Raw genomic sequence first — 16735 nt, forward strand, 5'->3', positions numbered from 1 at the left:
TAACGTGCAATCTTTTAAATGTTTGAATGACATTATAGAGGTTGCACGTTTTGCTTCACTAATTTAAAAATCAGTCGCTTTTACGTTAAAGGCAATCTTCGAAAATCGTAGTTTTAAGGTCGGCCCATTCTGTTCTCAAAATACCATAACAGCAGGTGCTTCGTCTAAAACCATCTTTCATGAGTACATCTTGTCGCAGAATTCCTTCAAGTTTGGCACCCAATTTTTCAACTGCTTTTCGTGATTTGTGATTACGTTCATCTATTCTAAACTCTACCTTTTCAAACTCTAATGTTTCAAAAGCATATTGAAGCATTAAAAATTTCATGTTGGCATTGAGTCCTGTACCTTGAAATTGGTGTCCAATCCATGTCCAACCAATATGCAGGACTTTGTTTTTCCAGTTGATTAAACCAAAACGTGTTGAGCCAGCATAGGCTTGTTTTTGTTTATCGTAAATTATAAATGGAATTGTCACTTTATAATTAAGCCCTTCAACGGCTACTTGTACATAGGCTTTCAATTTTTCAGGAGCCGAAATATCGGAAGGTGAGTAGGCCAAAAGATTTTCTTCTAGGGCTACTGATTCCAAGAGTTCATAATTATTGAGGTTTAGTGGCTCAAGTTTTACTCTATTGTTTTCTAAGGTTGGTGCGTTCATAATAAGTTATGTTATTTACTCTAAACCAAATCATTTATAAAATCCACGTTGACCACATGTTTGCCTTCAAATGGCATCACAATCAATTGTTTACCAAAGAGCGATTCAGCCTTTTCAGATTCCAATTGAATTCTATTGTCATCCAAATACTCATCTTCGGTACCATAAATCATTTTTACTTTGGTAGCTTCTGATACATACTCAAAATCTTTGGTAGTTAATTCTTTAGGAATGCCACCAGAATGCAGTACCAATTGACTGCATTGTAATTGTCGTTTCGCCAAATAACGCATGGCTACGCTCACCCCTTGGGAATAGCCAAAAACGATCAGATTGATATGATCGGGAATCTTTTCAGCTTCAAAAACAGCGTCAAAATAATTGAGGATGTTTTTCATTCCAATTTCAGTCTTATCGCGAGTTAACCAATTAGCACCAACGTGCATTTTGGGTTGAATGTAGTATTTACTCGGCGCTTGAGGTGCAATGATGTAATTTTCTTCAGCATTCAAACCCTTAAAATATCTGAGAAAATAGCGACTTAAATAACCCATACCATGAAAAACGACCCAAACCGTTTTGGTGCGTTCCGTAAGTGTATTTAAAGTAGAGTAGGAGTTACTAGTCGTATATATGATTTCTTTCTCTTCTGAATTCATTTTTCTAGGTAGTTTCAGTATTTTTGTGTCGTTTCAATAAAACATTAAAAATACAGTATTCTATGCAATTATCTAAGGAAGTCGTTTTGGCAAAAGCCAATGCCGCAAGTAAAAATACATTGATGGAAACTTTAAGTATAGAAATTGTGGATTTTGGCGATGACTTTTTGGTGGCAAGAATGCCTGTAACCTCAAAAGTACACCAACCAGATGGCGTTTTGCATGGCGGAGCAACAGCAGCATTAGCTGAAAGTGTCGGGAGTTTTGCATCGCATATTTTTATAGATACGGAAAAGTTTTTTGTTCGCGGATTAGAAATTACAGCGAACCATTTAAAGAGTATTAGTGAAGGTTATGTTTATGCAAAAGCCACATTTTTGCACAAAGGAAGAACGACACAACTTCTGGATATTAGAGTAACGGACGAAGCTGACAATCTAATTTCAATTTGTCGTTTATCGACCATTTCACTTCCAAAAAAATCATAGCGAATGCACAAAGATTCATTTTTTGAAGCTTTAGAAACCCAATATGCCAAACAATTGCCTTTTGTAGTTTATAGTAGGCCTATAAATTCTAAAATCCAATGTTGGCTGCAGAAAGACGATGTCTTACATAAAACAGAAACTTTTACCGAAAGTGGTTTTGTGTTTGCTCCATTTAATCTTAACGAAAAAAGTATACTATTCCCAAAAGAAGCTTGTTTGTATTCTGAAATTGATATTAAAACCTTAGAGACTGAAGTTGTTGAACCAACCAAGATTTTTCAGAATGAAACCGAAAAACTTCAGCATATTAATTTAGTTTCCGAAGGTATAAAACGCATCAAAAATAGCAATTTGGAAAAAGTAGTGCTATCCAGATGTGAAACAAAGCCCGTTCAAAGCAATAGTCCGATTACTATTTTTAAACGTCTATTCAACACCTATAAAAATGCGATGGTCTATTGTTGGTACCATCCTAAAGTAGGCCTTTGGATTGGAGCCACACCAGAATTATTGTTTAAAGTGGAAGGCAAACAATTGACCACCATTTCTTTGGCAGGAACACAACCATATAGACGAATCTCTAAACCGACTTGGACTCATAAAGAGTTTGAAGAACAACAGATTGTAACGAATTATATTACGGAGCAGATCAAACCGTACACGAAACAAATTAACGTTTCTGACGTTGAAACGGTTAGAGCAGGTAGTCTTTTACATCTTAAAACTAGAGTAATTAGCCTAATTAAGGATAACTCAGAATTAAAATCAATCATAGAAGCCTTACATCCGACTCCAGCTGTTTGTGGGTTTCCTAAAGCCGAAGCTAAGGCGTTCATCCTTCAACACGAAAGCTATAACCGCGAGTATTACACCGGTTTTTTAGGCGAATTGAATCTCACGCAAGTCAAAACTAGAAATAACAACAGACGCAATGTGGAAAACAATGCCTACTCGGTGGTAAAAACGCAGTCTAACTTTTATGTGAATTTGCGTTGTATGCAACTTAAAGATAATACAGCAAACATTTATGTTGGTGGCGGAATTACAAAAGATTCCAACCCAGAAAGAGAATGGGAGGAAACCGTTAATAAATCTGCAACTATAAACGCTGTGCTTAGTTAAGTTGCTTTAATAGTTCGGTAACAGCGGCTTCAATTTGTTGGTCTTTACCGTTAGTAATATTGTCAAAACCATTTTTAATCTTAATGTCTGGTTCTAGTTGTTTGTTTTCTAAAACATCTCCAGCGATATCAGTCACTTGCATATTAGGAATGCCGAAAACAATACCGTTTTGGATTTGTTCCCACCATACAAAACTGCAAGTGCCAGGTACAGGCATGCCCACTAATTTGCCGATCTTTAAATCCTTATAAGCAGCAGGTGTACAATGCGCATCTGAATAATTGGATTCTCCAATAAGCATAATACTCGGCTTGGTCCATCGACGTTGCGATTCGGTACCAACCACTTTGCCGCCTGATCTAAATTCCATATACTTTTTACCACTTAAAAATGTGGTTAAATCATCCACTAAATCACCTCCACCATTAAATCGTGTATCTACAACCAGTGCTTTTTTGTTGACTTCTTCGCCCATTACCTCTTCTAAAAATTCACGATAACTACCATCATTCATATTTCTGACGTGCATATAACCCAATTTGCCGTCCGATAATTTATGCACTAATTTTCTATTGGTTTCTATCCAACGTTGGTAATACAATTCCTCTTCTGCGCGTAAAGAAATTGGCTTTACACGTTCTTTCCATCTGGATTTGATTTCAGGGTTGAAGTAAGAAATTATAATTGAATTACCAGCTTTGCGATTTAAGGCGCTGTAAAAGTTCATACTCTCCGTTATCTCGATTCCATCAATCGCTTCGATAATGGTGCCCGAAACCACTTTCTTATCGCTTTGAATCAATGGACTACCATTCATAATTTCTAGAATTTTTAGTCCGTTTCCTTTATGGTTAGTGTCGTAGAATATGCCTAATGATGCGGTCTGGTCTCCTTTTTTATCTTCATTTTTAAAACGTGCTCCTGTATGCGATGCGTTTAATTCACCCAAAAGTTCACCTAAAATATCTTTAAAGTCGAAGTCGTTATTTAGGTAAGGCACAAATTTTTTGTAGTTGGCCGTTAGTGTATCCCAAGGTACGCCGTGCAGATTTGGGTCTAAGAATTTCTTTTTCACTTGCCGCGATACGTGATCCATTAAGTATTCGCGCTCAGAAGATAAATCGAATGCCATTTCAGAATCAATACCAACAGCTTCCTTCTTACCCGTTTTAATCTCTACTTTAGAAATTTTCCCACCACTTAGAACAAAGAGCTTCTCCTGATCATCGTCAAAAGCTATTCGTCCTCCATTTCCGAATTTACCAAGAGATTTTATTTCTTTGGTTCTTAAATCCAGTGTCCATAAATCGGCTTTACTGTCTGAACTGCCCAAATAGTAAAGCTTTTTAAGATCTTTGGATAAAAGGGCAGAAGATAAACGTGTAGAGAATAAGGTAAGTTTTTCTTTTCGCTTGCTAAGATTATCAAAGTCAATCGTAATCGGTTGTATTACTTTTTCTGCTTTCTTTTCTTTCTCCTCGTTTTTTTTCTTTTTTGAATCGTCATCTTTGTCATTGTCTTCTTTTTCGTCGTCATTTAATAATTCAAATTCATCTTTCTTAAGCTTGAATTTATCATAGGCCATTTGCGTTAAAAATACGCCGTAGATATCACTTTCAGAAGGACCCGTTTTAGCGACACTGTGCATGCCACTTCGGTCTGAAGCCCAGTATAAAATGCTGCCATCTTTAGACCATTTTGGGTTGAAATCACTAAAACCGCTTTTAGAGACATTCACTAATTTTTGGTCACCACTGGCACTAATTATGCCTATTTCGCCCACCCAATAACGATCTGGATAAAAGGTAACGGCAAACCATTTTCCATCAGGACTCCATTCAAAATCTTGATCACCATCAGCATAGGAAAAATGCTTTTCTCCATTGTGAATACTTGTGATTTCTTTTGATTTTAAATTTATGGTTTTAAGCTTGGTACGGTCTTCTAAGTAACCAACAACTTCACCATTTGGAGAAAATTTAGGTTGGAAGGTTTCGGCGTCATTTTCTAGTAAAATCCCTTCTTTGAGTTCTAAGGCGATGGTAAAATATTTTTCATCTTTATTAGGCAAAGTTTGGGTATAAAGATTCCAACTGTTGTTGCGTTCACTAGCATACACAATGGTGCGACCATCTGAGCTGATATCGATATGTCTTTCTTGCTCAGGAGTGTTGGTTATTCGCCTCGTTAAACTACCATCTACAGAAGTTGCAAAAATATCACCTCGATATATAAAGAGCAATTCCTTTCCGTTGGGAGAGGGTACCATTTCTTCCACATCGTCGTTCACAAAAAGCAATTCGTTTTGCAATAGCGATGTGTCTCCAGAAACATCAACAGTAATTAATTTTGGCGAGGCTTTTGGTTGTTGTGTATAAATCTGACCGTTAAAATTAAAGCAAAGGATATTTGTGTTTGAAACCGATAAATGGCGTACGGGATGCATTGTAAAGTCTGAAATTTGAGTCGTTTCATTGGGACTGGAAAGCGATGATTGAATGACATTCATAGTTCCGTATTTTTCAGACAAATAGTATATAGTATCACCAGGACCAAAAACAGGATTTCTATCTTCACCATTAAAGCTGGATAATTTTTCGAATGTTCCAATCTCTTTTTTAATCCATATATCTCTTGTTACAGAAGAAGTGTGATGCTTTCTCCATTGATCTTCGTAGCCTTTTATTTCTTCGAAGAGAATAGCTCCATTAGCATTATTTCTAGCTTTGTAAGCAGGAATGCTCAATAATTGTGTTGGCATTTCAGCATTTAATGGCACACTGTACAATTCCCCTAAATCATGAAAAAGGAGCGAATTAGCGTCATCTAAACGTATAGAATTGAACCAAACCGCAGTGTCGTTTTGTGAGAAATCCGAAGCCCAATCATCTGCAGAATGGTAGGTTAATCGCTTTAAATTGTGACCGTTTAGGTGCATAACAAAAATGTCAAAATTGCCGTGTCTGTTAGATGAAAACGCAATTTTGGATCCATCGTGTGACCAAACAGGTTTAGTGTCGTAAGCACTGTGAGCTGTGAGACGTCTAGCTTTTCCACCTGTAGCTGAAACGACATAAATATCAGCATTATAGGTAAATGCAATCTCCTGACCATTTGGAGAAATGGCGGTGTTTCTAAACCATAAATTATCGCTGTTTTGTGCAAGAGTGACTTGAAAAGTAAAGCATGTAAAGATGGAAACGAGAAGCGCAAAAATTTTCATTTTAAAATAGATTAATTATAGGTGTTGAAAGTTAGGTAAAATAATTAGATGAAAAAGCAATTTTAAGGGACTCAATTTTTGATATAATCATATTTTTTTTAGCCCAATTTATTAGGTAGTTTTGTACTTATATGAAGTACTCAAAAATACCGTTGTCGCAAACTGTAGTTACATTATGTAAAACTCATAATGTAAAGCATATTGTTATATCACCTGGCAGCAGAAACGCACCATTGACCATTGGTTTTACTCATGATGATTTTTTTAATTGTTATAGTATTGTAGATGAACGATGTGCTGCATTTTTCGCTTTAGGTATTGCCCAGCAATTACAAGAACCGGTTGCTGTAGTTTGTACGTCTGGTAGCGCATTATTAAATTATTATCCTGCATTAGCAGAGGCTTATTATAGTCATATTCCTTTAGTAGTTTTGTCTGCCGATAGACCGAAACATTTAATAGATATTGGCGACGGACAAACTATCAAACAAAAAAATGTATATGGAGAGCATGTGCTCTACAGCGCAAATTTAAAACTCGATTTAAAAGAAACCGAAAGTGCATATTTAGCAAGCGAATTACCAATTATTAAAAGTATTGAGAATAAATTGGAACGGTTCTTAGGGCTTCAAAAAGATATTCAAACCTACAATGAATCTGAAATCCATGATGCCCTTACCATCGCAAAATTAAATTTAGGGCCAGTTCATATCAATTGCCCTTTTGATGAACCCTTGTATGAAACAGTTGAAGAATTAGCGATAAACCCGAAACCGTACAAAATTCAAACGCGACAAGAAAAAGTAGATGAATTTGAAATTAAGAGCTTAATCGATGTTTGGCATAATGCAAAGCGCAAGCTGATTTTGGTTGGCGCGTTGCAACCCAATGCCATTGAAAAACAATGGATACAAGAAATAGCAGATGATGACAGCATCATTGTGTTTACCGAAACAACGTCAAATTTGCACCATCAAGATTTTTTTCCTGGCATTGATAAAATAATTGCACCTTTAGATGAAACTGATTTTAAAGCGCTTCAACCAGAGGTTTTACTCACTTTTGGGGGTTTAATTGTTTCCAAAAAAATCAAAGCGTTCCTAAGAGCTTACAAACCAGAACATCATTGGCATGTTAGTTTATCTAAGGCAAACGACACTTTTTTCAGTTTGGATAAACATATTAAATTACGTCCCAATACGTTTTTATCTGCATTTTTACCACAAGTTACGCACCACACAAAAAGTAATTATAAAGCGACTTGGTTAGCAGTGCGACAAAAAAGACGAAAATTACAGGCTGAGTATTTAGAAACACTTCCATTTTCGGATTTTACGGTATTTAATTCCGTTTTAAAGCGTATTCCGAAAAACAGCCAATTGCAAGTTGGAAATAGTTCTGCGATACGCTATACCCAGTTATTTAAAATACCCAAAAGTATTGAGGTGTTTTGTAATAGAGGGACAAGTGGTATTGATGGTAGCACCAGCACAGCCATTGGTGCTGCAGTGGCCAACGAAAAGCAAACTACATTTATTACAGGTGATTTAAGTTTCTTTTACGATAGTAATGCACTATGGAACAATTATATCCCAAATACTTTCAGAATAATTGTGGTGAACAATGAAGGAGGTGGTATTTTCCGAATTCTTCCAGGCCACAAAAACACAGAGAATTTTGATACTTTTTTTGAAACCAAACATCAATTGAATGCCAAACAATTATGTGAGATGTATGGTTTTGATTATACAGTTGCTAAAGACCAAACAGAATTACATCAGCAATTAGATGCATTTTATAAACTCTCAGAACGGCCAAAATTGTTAGAGATATTTACACCAGCGCGAAGTAACGACCAAATTCTATTGGATTATTTTAAATATTTAAAATAGGTTTAGGAGAATTCCTGCAAATATTTAACTTTTTCATTTTTAGTGTTTCTAAAAATTACATATCTTTAAGGACACTAATTTTTTAACTTAAAAACACCTATAAAAATGAGTAAAAGAGACGATTTAATAGAAAAGTACGCAGCGGATTTAAAAGAGAAATGTGGTGTAACTGCCGATATGGATTTATTGACTAAAGTAACAGTAGGTTTAGGACCATCCATTTACAATTCGGATTCTTCTACGGTTTCTGGTTCAGATGAGAAAGAATTAGCGACAGTAAAAAATAATTTCTTAATCAAGAAATTGGGATTAAAGGAAGGAGCGGATTTAGATAAAGCTATTGATGCGGTTATGGATAAATACGGCAGATCTAACAGAACTAAATATAGAGTCGTGGTGTATTACTTATTGACTAAACACTTCAATAAAGAATCTGTTTACTCGTAAGCATATAATTCAATAAAAAGACAAGGCCCTTTCTAATTAAGAAGGGTCTTTTTTCATGAATCTAACTCATAACTTTTCAATTAGAATTTATAACTTATTCCTACCTTTGCAACATGATAAACTTAGGCGAATACAATACACTGGAAATTTTAAGAGATACTGAACCTGGCTTGTTTTTAGGTGACGGCAATGAAGGAGAGGTGCTTTTGCCTAATCGCTATGTGCCAAAAGTATTTGAAATCGGTGATAATATTGAAGTTTTTGTTTATCTGGATAATGAAGAACGTCCTGTGGCAACTACTGACCAGCCGTATATTAAAAAAGGTGATTTTGCTTTATTACGTTGTAACCAAGTTACGGATTATGGTGCATTCTTAGATTGGGGTTTGGTAAAGGAGTTGTTCTGTCCTTTTAAGGAACAGGCGTTTAAAATGAAAGCAGGAGGATGGTATTTAGTGTATTGCTATTTAGATGAAGAAACCGAACGTTTAGTGGCGTCGAGTAAAACCAATCAGTTTTTGGATAATAAAGAATTAACCGTTGCCCAATTTGACGAAGTTGATTTAATTGTTTCGCATCCTTCAGAATTGGGAATGAATGTGATTGTCAATAAAACACATTTGGGCCTCGTTTTTAATGATGATATTTACAAAGATATTAGTGTAGGAGACAGATTGAAAGGCATCGTTAAAAAAGTACGACCAGATCATAAATTGGATATTTCCCTCAATCAAATTGGTTATAGAAATATTGAACCCAATGCAGAACATATTTTAAATGAACTGCATGATAATGGAGGCTTTATTCCGCTTCATGATAAATCGAATCCTGAAGACATAAAAAATCAACTTCAAATGAGTAAAAAAAGTTTCAAAAAAGCGATTGGCACTCTTTATAAAGAGCGCCAAATCACAATTGAAGCGGATGGTATTCGGTTAGTTTAAGGATTCGAATATTTTTTTTACCCCATAATAGATCGTGTCTATACTTTGACTTTCACAAATTGTATAATCGCAACGTGCTAAACGAAGATGGTAACGCCAATTTCTGATTTGGTGTATGTAATGATGTGTTATGTAGACTACTTATTCAATGGTAGATTTTCTTCCACCCAACAAATGGCATCATCAATATCTTTAAACGCTTTTCTATTATAGGTGAAGAAATGATTTTCTATCTCAAATACTCTTTCAGTCAATGAGTTATACACAATTATTGCGTAGGCCTTCAAGTTTGGAAATGCCTTATTGAATAATGGGGCATCAGTTAAATTAATGGAATAGGAATGGCTTCTGTTGGCAATAAAACCAAATGGTTTTTCTTTAAAATGGCGATTTATAAGTCGTTCAACTTCATCAAAGTTTTCATAGTTTATGTCAACACCTTCATCAAAGTTTGTGATGACGTAGTTTTCAAAAAAATAGATGTTACCGATATTAGTTTGATGTGAATGGTACTCATTACTTAATGAGTCAAGGACATTAATCATTTTAATTTAGGGCTTAAAATAAAAAGGGCAAATATAGGCTTTCATATAAGAAAATCAAACAAAAAATTACCTTTAGGGCATTACTATTAATTCCTTATTTTTGTGGTCAAAATATTAAAGAATGAGCTCTATAGATTGGAAGGTTGCGAAGTCTTACGAAGATATAACATACCAAAAATGCAATGGCGTTGCTAGGATTGCATTTAACAGACCAGATATAAGAAATGCATTTAGGCCAAAAACAACATCAGAACTTTACGATGCGTTTTATGATGCAGGTGAAGATGTGAATATTGGAGTGGTGCTTTTAAGTGCCGAAGGGCCTTCGACCAAAGATGGTATTTGGAGCTTTTGTTCTGGAGGCGATCAAAAAGCGAGAGGACACCAAGGTTATGTTGGAGAAGATGGTTACCATCGCTTAAATATTTTAGAAGTTCAACGCCTCATTCGTTTTATGCCAAAAGCAGTGATTGCTGTGGTTCCAGGTTGGGCAGTTGGTGGAGGCCATAGTCTACATGTGGTTTGCGATCTTACCTTAGCGAGCAAAGAACATGCTATTTTTAAGCAAACCGATGCCGATGTAACCAGTTTTGATGGTGGTTACGGATCTGCTTATTTGGCAAAAATGGTTGGACAGAAAAGAGCAAGGGAAATATTTTTCTTGGGAAGAAACTATTCGGCGCAAGAAGCCTTTGATATGGGAATGGTCAACGCTGTGGTTCCTCATGACGAATTAGAAGCAACTGCTTACGAGTGGGCTCAAGAAATATTGGCAAAATCTCCGACCTCCATAAAAATGCTGAAATTTGCTATGAACCTTACCGATGATGGTATGGTCGGGCAACAGGTATTTGCAGGGGAGGCCACACGTTTAGCATACATGACCGATGAGGCTAAAGAAGGAAGAGACGCTTTTCTCGAAAAAAGAAAGCCTAACTTTCCTAAAAAATGGATTCCATAATTTAAAGCCATTTAAATGAAGAAAATTAAACCGTGGCTTTCTGCCATGCGCTTAAGAACGTTGCCACTTTCTGTTTCCGGAATTATTCTTGGTAGTTGTTTTGCTTATTATAATGGTCACTTTAATCCTTGGGTTTTGGTTTTGGCTATATTAACTACAATAAGTTTACAGGTCTTATCTAATTTAGCCAATGATTATGGAGACGGCATAAAGGGCACGGACAATGACGAACGTGTCGGTCCACTAAGAGCGATACAAAGTGGTGAGATTACACCAGATGAAATGTTTAATGCCATAAGACATAATATTCTTATTGTAATCGTATTGACCTTAGCGCTTCTTTGGGCGGCTTTTGGCACAGGTAATTTTCTTTATATTTTACTTTTCATGATTCTAGGAGGCTTTTCGGTTTATGCCGCTTTAAATTATACCATGGGCGACTCGCCTTATGGCTATCGTGCACTGGGCGATGTGTTTGTATTTATATTTTTCGGCTTGCTAAGTACTGTGGGAAGTTACTTTCTTTATATGCATACTTTAGATCATGTGATTGTGCTTCCAGCAATAGCATTAGGCTTGTTGAGTGTTGGTGTGTTGAATTTAAACAACATGAGAGACATCCAATCCGACGCCAATGCTGGTAAAATTACATTAGCCGTAAAGCTAGGCATGGCGAGAGCCAAGAACTATCATTTTGTTCTTATAGTTGGCGCTATGGTGATTACGGTCGTATTTTCAATATTATATTATGTTGAACCGTACAATTTTATGTATGTATTGGCATTTGTCCCTTTGTTCATTCACCTTAAAAAGATTAAAGCAGCGGTGCAACCCACTGATTTTGACAGTCAGCTAAAGGTTTTGGCACTCTCCACATTTCTGTTTTCGATCCTATTAGGTATTGGTTATATTTTGTATTAAATTTAAAAGGTATAAACGTTTTAAAATTTATTCAACATGAAAATCACATTCTATGGCCATGCTACATTTGGCATTCAAATTAAGGATATCCATATTTTAGTCGACCCTTTTATCACAGGAAACGAAAACGCTTCAGAAATAGACATTGAGACTTTAAAAGCTGATTATATTTTGGTAACCCATGCACATCAAGATCATATTCTAGATGTGGAAGCTATTGCCAAACGTACTGGAGCTGTTATTGTTTCTAATTATGAAATCGTAAACCATTTTCAAGAAAAAGATTTGGAGGGTCACCCAATGAATCATGGTGGTTCTTGGGATTTTGAATTTGGGAATGTTAAATACGTTAATGCCATTCATACCTCTTCATTTCCAGATGGTAGTTATGGCGGACAACCTGGCGGATTCATTATTGAAGGGGAGCACAAAACCATTTATATTGCTGGTGATACGGCTTTGACCATGGATATGAAACTCATTCCGATGCAAACCAAACTCGATTTGGCGATTTTACCAATTGGCGATAATTTTACTATGGGAATAGAAGATGCCATTATAGCTAGCGATTTTATCGATTGCGATAAAATATTAGGTTGTCATTTTGATACCTTTGGCTATATTGAAATCGATCATGAAGAAGCCAAGCGTAAATTCTACGATAAAGACAAGGATTTGATGTTGTTGGAGATTGGCGCAAGTATGGAATTATAAAATTAACATTCAATTTTTAAAGTATAAAACATGAAGAAAGCTCTTGGCTTTTTATTACTATGCCTTGTGATGCTAAGTTGCAAAAACACAACACAATACAATGATCCAGTACCACAACATGATGACTTTACAATCGATTCAAAAATAGTAAATGAAACAAGGGTCATTAATGTATGGACACCAACAAATTATAAATCCAGTAATGATGCTTTGCCGGTTTTGTATATGCCAGATGGAGGTATTGTGCAAGAGGATTTTCCGCACATTGCGAATACAGTTGCTAAATTGGTCGAGAATAAAAGTATTCCACCAATGATTTTAGTTGGTATTGAGAATACAGATCGGAGAAAAGACTTGTCTGGACCGTCTGATGTTAAGGAAGATGAGCAATATTGTCCATTAACCGATGGAGCAAAAAAATTCCGCGCTTTTATTACTGACGAATTAATGCCAGAAATCAATAAAAACTATAGAACCACTGATGAAAAAGGAATTATTGGCGAATCCTTAGCGGGTTTATTTGTCATGGAAACTTTTTTTCTTAAACCAGATACGTTCGATTTTTATGTCGCTATGGATCCATCGTTATGGTGGAATGATCATTATTTAGAACGAAACGCAACACGTTATTTAGACAATTTTACAGATAAAAAAATCAAACTTTGGTTTGCAGGTTCTGATGCTGAGGATATTTCTGTGCACACCAATAATCTCGCAAAAACTTTAGAAAACGAAGCGCCAGAGCAATTGATCTGGAAATATTCAGACGAACCCAACGAACAACATAATACTATTTTTAGAGCCACTAAGGAAAAAGCATTGACTTGGATATTGAATGTTGAGAAAAATTAAAATTTCGTCAAGAGTTTTTAAAATAGATTTTTAGCTTTTCTTAATTCTTAATTCTTAATTCTTAATTCTTAATTCTTCCGCCTACCAAATCTTTTATGAAAAGAACATTAGTTAAATTTAGAAATAGTGCTTTACGCAGATTCATTGGGAAACATGAAAAATATGCACCCGTTTTTTTCTTTATTGGTGGATTTATTTTCGATACCTTAACGCTAGGTCGTGTAGATCGCTTATATGACATGGTCGTTTTGTGCTCTCACATGACATTGTTAACCATTACACTTTACCTCTTTAATATAGCCGATGATGTTAAAGGGAGAATAGGGTTTCTAGATCGGTACAAAGTTTATTTCCCACTAGCTATTCAATTTTTCTTCGGTGCGCTGTCTAGTGCTTATGTCATTTATTTTTCTAGAAGTGTTTCCCTATCAAAAACGATGTCCTTTTTTATCATTTTATTGGTCTTACTTTTTGCCAATGAGTTGCTCAAAAAAAGAATATCCAATAAGTATTTACAATTTAGCGTGTACTTTTTTATAAGCTTTACGTTCTTCTCATTCATGATTCCTGTGATTATTAAGCAAATGAGTACACGGATATTTATTTTATCGGGTATTGTAAGTTTGGTTTTGACGCTGTTACTAATAATCGTCGTTTACCGAAAAAGTCCGAGTACAAGAGCCGAAGTGAAGTTTGGTAAAATTATTGGAATTGTCCTTGGGCTTTACGTGATCATTAATTTGTTCTATATTTTTAATCTGATTCCACCTGTACCGCTTGCGCTTCAAAATGGTGTTGTAGCACATCATGTCACAGTCCAGAACAATAAATATATTGTTAGTTATGAAAAAGAAGAATGGTATAAGTTTTGGCGAGAACATCAATTAAAATTTCATGCCAAACCAAACGAAGCCGTATATATTTTCACCTCTATTTTTGCACCAACACAAATAGAAAAATCAATCCTTCACCGCTGGAATTGGTATAATGATGATTTAGAGGAATGGGAAGTTGTGGAGGATATAGGTTATGAGATCGCTGGTGGGAGAGATGATGGGTATCGCGGTTACACGTATAAAAACAATGTGAAGAATGGCTTATGGAAAGTAGAGGTCATTACAGAAGAAGAATTAATTATTGGTGTTATAGATTTTGAAATTATCATGAATAATTCAAGCAATCCTTCAAATTTGGTTGAAAAGAAATTCTAATAATTATCACTTCGATTTTGAGTATGCTAATGCCTGTTGTAGTTGAGCGTTAACAGCGAAACTATTCGCTAAAAAATACGTCATTAAAATCCAAAAATAATTAGCTATTTTTGGTTTTACTTATGAAAGCAACTTACCATAAATATAGTTTAGACTTTAAGCGACCAAGTGGCACATCGAGAGGTGTGATGACCACAAAGGAAACGTGGTTTATAAAGTTAAAATTTGATGATAAAGTTGGTGTAGGCGAATGTGGGATTTTAAGAGGGTTGTCCATCGATGATAGACCAGATTATGAAGCGAAACTGAAGTGGGTTTGCGAAAACATTAATTCTGGTTTAGAGGCGCTTTTAAATGAACTCGTTGCATTCCCAAGTATTCAATTTGGATTGGAAACCGCCTTTAAATCCTTAGAAAGTGAAGATCCATTTCAATTATTTCCTTCAGATTTCACAAAAGGAGAAGATGCCATTCCTATAAACGGTTTGGTTTGGATGGGGGCTGAAGATTTTATGCGAAAGCAAATCAAGGAAAAAATTGAAGCAGGATTCGATTGCATTAAATTAAAAATTGGAGCAATAGACTTTCAAACAGAATTAAATATTCTAAAATCAATACGACGAGAGTTTTCAGTTTCAGATATAGAATTACGTGTAGATGCCAATGGTGCTTTTTCACCAGAAGATGCTTTGGAAAAATTAAAAGAACTTTCAGATTACCAATTACATTCCATAGAACAGCCCATTAAACCAAAGCAATTTGAGGAGATGGCAAAACTTTGTGACATCACACCTTTGCCAATTGCGTTAGATGAAGAATTGATCGGTGTGTTTTCTAAAGGCGATAAGCAAGACGTGCTCCAAACGATTAAACCACAATATATTATTTTAAAACCAAGTTTAGTTGGTGGGTTTTCTGGAAGTCAACAATGGATTGATAGTGCAGAAAACTTAACTATCAATTGGTGGATAACAAGTGCATTGGAAAGTAATGTGGGCTTAAATGCTATTTCACAATGGACCTACACCTTAAAAAACAAAATGCCACAAGGTTTAGGTACAGGAAGTTTATATACTAACAATTTTTCTTCGCCATTAAAAGTAAAAAATGGTACTTTGCGATACGATTTAAAACAACCCTGGAAATTTAATTTATAGATGAATTATATACAACAAGCCTACAAAGGACAGCGCGAACTTTGGATGTTTATATTAACCACCATTTTGGTGGCAGGTATCTTTATTGGCAATTTTATTTACTTTTTATTTGCGGATCCTGCAGATTTGGAGATGGCTTATGATTTAATGAAACAGATTCCACCAAATATATCATTAATCATAAACCTCATACCCTTTGCCTTTTTGTTAGGGCTTTTATTCATTTTAGTAAAGTTTGTGCATCAAAGGAGCATATTGTCACTAACAACAACGCGACATAAAGTTGATTTTGGACGGATTTTGTTCTCATTCTCAATGATAACCATATACACTATTGCCACATTTTTCATCATGTATTCCATTGACTCATCGAACATTGTGTTTCAATTTGATGCTGTTAAATTTGCGGTGCTTTTTGTGATCAGTATTATTCTATTTCCATTTCAAATAGGTTTGGAAGAATATTTATTTAGAGGTTATTTGATGCAAAATGTCGGTGTATTGGTGAAAAATAAATGGTTTCCTTTAATTTTAACTTCTGTTTTATTTGGTATAGCACACAGTGCAAACCCAGAAGTTGGAGCGATTGGGTTTTGGCAGATGATGACGTTTTATGTAGGAACAGGTTTGTTATTGGGCATCATGACGTTGATGGATGAAGGTTTAGAGTTAGCCTTGGGCTTTCACTTAGGTAATAATCTTATTGCCTCGTTATTAGTAACAGCAGATTGGACAGCCTTGCAAACAGATGCGCTTTTTAAAGATACGTCTGAACCTGAGTTAGGCGCAATTTCAGAAATCTTATTACCAGTCTTGGTCGTTTACCCAATAATGCTGCTTATACTTTCAAAAAAATACGGATGGACCAATTGGAAAGATAAATTATTTGGCAAGGTAACCGAACCACCAAAAGAAGATTATAAAATAATAGAGTAATT

At 35.4% G+C, this 16735-nt stretch carries 16 protein-coding genes; 12 read left to right on the forward strand and 4 right to left on the reverse strand.

Going from position 1 to position 16735, the window contains the following annotated elements:
• Positions 1–85: 85 nt before the first annotated feature.
• The gene (locus HM987_RS08025; protein WP_179006821.1) at positions 86–661 is read right to left on the reverse strand and encodes a GNAT family N-acetyltransferase; all 576 of its coding nucleotides are present in this window, start codon (positions 659–661) and stop codon (positions 86–88) included.
• 20 nt (positions 662–681) lie between these two features.
• Positions 682–1320 carry an alpha/beta hydrolase gene (locus tag HM987_RS08030; protein WP_179006823.1) on the reverse strand — a complete coding sequence of 213 codons (639 nt, stop codon included), beginning with the start codon at positions 1318–1320 and terminating at the stop codon, positions 682–684.
• A gap of 62 nt (positions 1321–1382) precedes the next feature.
• On the opposite strand from HM987_RS08030, the gene HM987_RS08035 reads away from it, so the two are divergent.
• On the forward strand, positions 1383–1808 hold the full coding sequence (locus HM987_RS08035) for a PaaI family thioesterase (protein WP_179006825.1): 426 nt from the start codon (positions 1383–1385) through the stop codon (positions 1806–1808).
• A gap of 3 nt (positions 1809–1811) precedes the next feature.
• Positions 1812–2930 carry a chorismate-binding protein gene (locus tag HM987_RS08040; protein ID WP_179006827.1) on the forward strand — a complete coding sequence of 373 codons (1119 nt, stop codon included), beginning with the start codon at positions 1812–1814 and terminating at the stop codon, positions 2928–2930.
• Here HM987_RS08040 and HM987_RS08045 read toward each other — a convergent pair.
• On the reverse strand, positions 2923–6153 hold the full coding sequence (locus HM987_RS08045; protein WP_179006829.1) for a S41 family peptidase: 3231 nt from the start codon (positions 6151–6153) through the stop codon (positions 2923–2925). The genes HM987_RS08040 and HM987_RS08045 overlap by 8 nt on opposite strands.
• Positions 6154–6284: 131 nt before the next feature.
• Between HM987_RS08045 and menD the strand changes: the two genes are divergently transcribed.
• The 3 genes from menD to HM987_RS08060 all read left to right on the forward strand — a co-directional run bounded on the left by menD (position 6285) and on the right by HM987_RS08060 (position 9436).
• The gene (gene menD, locus HM987_RS08050; RefSeq protein ID WP_179006831.1) at positions 6285–8045 is read left to right on the forward strand and encodes a 2-succinyl-5-enolpyruvyl-6-hydroxy-3-cyclohexene-1-carboxylate synthase; all 1761 of its coding nucleotides are present in this window, start codon (positions 6285–6287) and stop codon (positions 8043–8045) included.
• 105 nt (positions 8046–8150) lie between these two features.
• Positions 8151–8492, forward strand: a complete 342-nt coding sequence (locus HM987_RS08055; protein ID WP_179006834.1) for a DUF2853 family protein — start codon at positions 8151–8153, stop codon at positions 8490–8492.
• Between the two features lie 113 nt (positions 8493–8605).
• Positions 8606–9436, forward strand: a complete 831-nt coding sequence (locus tag HM987_RS08060; protein WP_179006836.1) for a CvfB family protein — start codon at positions 8606–8608, stop codon at positions 9434–9436.
• Positions 9437–9573: 137 nt separating this feature from the next.
• On the opposite strand, the gene HM987_RS08065 is transcribed toward HM987_RS08060, so the two are convergent.
• Positions 9574–9981, reverse strand: a complete 408-nt coding sequence (locus tag HM987_RS08065; protein WP_179006838.1) for a hypothetical protein — start codon at positions 9979–9981, stop codon at positions 9574–9576.
• A 121-nt stretch (positions 9982–10102) separates the two neighbouring features.
• Between HM987_RS08065 and HM987_RS08070 the strand changes: the two genes are divergently transcribed.
• The 7 genes from HM987_RS08070 (at position 10103) to HM987_RS08100 (ending at position 16733) form a co-directional block, all read left to right on the forward strand.
• Entirely contained in the window at positions 10103–10942 is an 840-nt protein-coding gene (locus HM987_RS08070) for a 1,4-dihydroxy-2-naphthoyl-CoA synthase (RefSeq protein ID WP_179006840.1), read from the forward strand.
• 15 nt (positions 10943–10957) lie between these two features.
• Positions 10958–11863: a 1,4-dihydroxy-2-naphthoate octaprenyltransferase gene (gene menA / locus HM987_RS08075; protein ID WP_179006842.1), complete on the forward strand. Its 906-nt coding sequence runs from the start codon at positions 10958–10960 to the stop codon at positions 11861–11863.
• A gap of 36 nt (positions 11864–11899) precedes the next feature.
• Positions 11900–12577, forward strand: a complete 678-nt coding sequence (locus HM987_RS08080) for a metal-dependent hydrolase (protein ID WP_179006844.1) — start codon at positions 11900–11902, stop codon at positions 12575–12577.
• A gap of 30 nt (positions 12578–12607) precedes the next feature.
• On the forward strand, positions 12608–13429 hold the full coding sequence (locus HM987_RS08085) for an alpha/beta hydrolase (protein WP_179006846.1): 822 nt from the start codon (positions 12608–12610) through the stop codon (positions 13427–13429).
• Positions 13430–13524: 95 nt separating this feature from the next.
• A complete protein-coding gene (locus HM987_RS08090) occupies positions 13525–14640 on the forward strand; it encodes a DUF2914 domain-containing protein (protein ID WP_179006848.1) in 1116 nt (371 codons plus the stop codon).
• A gap of 122 nt (positions 14641–14762) precedes the next feature.
• Positions 14763–15797, forward strand: coding sequence for an o-succinylbenzoate synthase (locus HM987_RS08095; RefSeq protein ID WP_179006850.1), 1035 nt, complete (start codon positions 14763–14765; stop codon positions 15795–15797).
• Positions 15798–16733 (forward strand): CPBP family intramembrane glutamic endopeptidase, encoded by a 936-nt coding sequence (locus tag HM987_RS08100; RefSeq protein WP_179006852.1) that lies wholly within the window; start codon positions 15798–15800, stop codon positions 16731–16733.
• Positions 16734–16735: the final 2 nt, after the last annotated feature.

The organism is Winogradskyella forsetii, from assembly GCF_013394595.1.
Classification (GTDB): Bacteria; Bacteroidota; Bacteroidia; order Flavobacteriales; family Flavobacteriaceae; genus Winogradskyella; species Winogradskyella forsetii.

What these genes read in the sequence shown, in the direction of transcription:
- HM987_RS08025 (WP_179006821.1), bottom strand. Translation starts at nt 661, where the DNA reads ATGAACGCACCAACCTTAGAAAACAATAGAGTAAAACTTGAGCCACTA.
- HM987_RS08030 (WP_179006823.1), bottom strand. Translation starts at nt 1,320, where the DNA reads ATGAATTCAGAAGAGAAAGAAATCATATATACGACTAGTAACTCCTAC.
- HM987_RS08035 (WP_179006825.1), top strand. Translation starts at nt 1,383, where the DNA reads ATGCAATTATCTAAGGAAGTCGTTTTGGCAAAAGCCAATGCCGCAAGT.
- HM987_RS08040 (WP_179006827.1), top strand. Translation starts at nt 1,812, where the DNA reads ATGCACAAAGATTCATTTTTTGAAGCTTTAGAAACCCAATATGCCAAA.
- HM987_RS08045 (WP_179006829.1), bottom strand. Translation starts at nt 6,153, where the DNA reads ATGAAAATTTTTGCGCTTCTCGTTTCCATCTTTACATGCTTTACTTTT.
- menD (WP_179006831.1), top strand. Translation starts at nt 6,285, where the DNA reads ATGAAGTACTCAAAAATACCGTTGTCGCAAACTGTAGTTACATTATGT.
- HM987_RS08055 (WP_179006834.1), top strand. Translation starts at nt 8,151, where the DNA reads ATGAGTAAAAGAGACGATTTAATAGAAAAGTACGCAGCGGATTTAAAA.
- HM987_RS08060 (WP_179006836.1), top strand. Translation starts at nt 8,606, where the DNA reads ATGATAAACTTAGGCGAATACAATACACTGGAAATTTTAAGAGATACT.
- HM987_RS08065 (WP_179006838.1), bottom strand. Translation starts at nt 9,981, where the DNA reads ATGATTAATGTCCTTGACTCATTAAGTAATGAGTACCATTCACATCAA.
- HM987_RS08070 (WP_179006840.1), top strand. Translation starts at nt 10,103, where the DNA reads ATGAGCTCTATAGATTGGAAGGTTGCGAAGTCTTACGAAGATATAACA.
- menA (WP_179006842.1), top strand. Translation starts at nt 10,958, where the DNA reads ATGAAGAAAATTAAACCGTGGCTTTCTGCCATGCGCTTAAGAACGTTG.
- HM987_RS08080 (WP_179006844.1), top strand. Translation starts at nt 11,900, where the DNA reads ATGAAAATCACATTCTATGGCCATGCTACATTTGGCATTCAAATTAAG.
- HM987_RS08085 (WP_179006846.1), top strand. Translation starts at nt 12,608, where the DNA reads ATGAAGAAAGCTCTTGGCTTTTTATTACTATGCCTTGTGATGCTAAGT.
- HM987_RS08090 (WP_179006848.1), top strand. Translation starts at nt 13,525, where the DNA reads ATGAAAAGAACATTAGTTAAATTTAGAAATAGTGCTTTACGCAGATTC.
- HM987_RS08095 (WP_179006850.1), top strand. Translation starts at nt 14,763, where the DNA reads ATGAAAGCAACTTACCATAAATATAGTTTAGACTTTAAGCGACCAAGT.
- HM987_RS08100 (WP_179006852.1), top strand. Translation starts at nt 15,798, where the DNA reads ATGAATTATATACAACAAGCCTACAAAGGACAGCGCGAACTTTGGATG.